Below are 1,380 nucleotides of genomic sequence, written 5' to 3' on the forward strand. Positions count from 1 at the left end.
AGGCTGGGCCAGTGAAGTGGGCTGCAACTCCCACAGCCCTCATCCTGAGGAGCCGCGTCAGCGGCGTCTCGAAGGATGATCCAGATCGTGCGGGAGCCTCCTGGAGCTTCCTTCGAGACGCGCCTGCGGCGCTCCTCAGGATGAGGGCTGCGCTGGTGTCGAGGCAAACCGACAGGACCTTGATCTGATGTGGAGCCTCTCCTTCGCGCCGCTCGTTCCGCTGCCGCTGCTGATCGGCCTGGCCGTTCTGGCCGCGCTGGCGGCGGGCGCGGCCATCGTGCTCGCCGGCAGGAGCGCGATCCTGCGCGCGCTCGCCCTCGTCGTGCTGACGGTGACGCTGGCCGACCCCTCCCTGGTCTTCGAAGATCGCGAACCGGTGAAGGACGTCGTTTCCGTCGTCGTCGACCGCTCCGCCTCGAACCGCCTGAGCGACCGCTCGGCCCAGACCCAGGCCGCGCAGGCCGAGATCGAGCGCCAGCTGCGTGGCATCGGCAATGTCGAGTCGCGGATCGTCGAGGTCCGCGACGCACAGGGATCGGGTGACGGCACGAGGCTGTTCGAGGCGCTGGCCGCCAGTCTCGCCGACGTGCCCTCCGAGCGTGTGGCCGGTGCCATCGTCATCACAGACGGTCTCGCCCATGACACGCCCCCGACCGCCGAGGCGCTGGGCCTGCGGGCACCACTGCATGTCCTCGCGACGGGCCGGGAGCGCGAGATCGACCGCCGCATCGTGCTCGTCGATTCGCCCCGCTTCGGCATCGTCGGCAAGGACCAGACGGTGCGGCTGCGCGTGCTCGAGAAGGGCGGCCCCGGTCGCGCAGCCCTGACCGTGCGGCGCGACGGCGAGATTATCGCCCGCCGCGAGGTCACGGTCGGCCAGACGGTGTCACTGCCGGTCCGCATCGACCGCGGCGGCCCCAATGTCGTCGAGATCGAGGCGGCCCCGCTCGACAACGAGCTGACGCTCGCCAACAACCGCGCGGTGATTACAATTGAGGGGGTTAGAGACAAACTGCGCGTGCTGCTGGTCTCCGGCGAGCCGCATCCCGGCGAGCGCACCTGGCGCAACCTGCTCAAGGCCGACGCCAATATCGACCTCGTCCATTTCACCATCCTGCGCCCGCCGGAAAAGCAGGACGGCACACCGATCAACGAGCTCTCGCTGATCGCCTTCCCGACGCGCGAGCTGTTCCAGGTCAAGATCAAGGAATTCGACCTGATCATCTTCGACCGCTACGCCAACCAGTCGATCCTGCCGCTGGTCTATTTCGACAACATCGTCCGCTATGTCCGCGAGGGCGGCGCGCTTCTGATCGCCGCCGGTCCGGAGTATGCCGGCGCCCAGTCGCTCGCCCGCACGCCGCTCGGCCAGATCCTGCC

1 pseudogene is annotated in these 1,380 nt (G+C 68.6%); it reads left to right on the forward strand.

Annotated elements, in window-relative coordinates:
• Positions 1 to 187: 187 nt before the first annotated feature.
• Positions 188 to 1,380, forward strand: a pseudogene (locus Q8M82_RS16390) (hypothetical protein); the annotation flags it as partial.

This window comes from Allobosea sp., from assembly GCF_030694325.1.
Classification (GTDB): Bacteria; Pseudomonadota; Alphaproteobacteria; order Rhizobiales; family Beijerinckiaceae; genus Allobosea.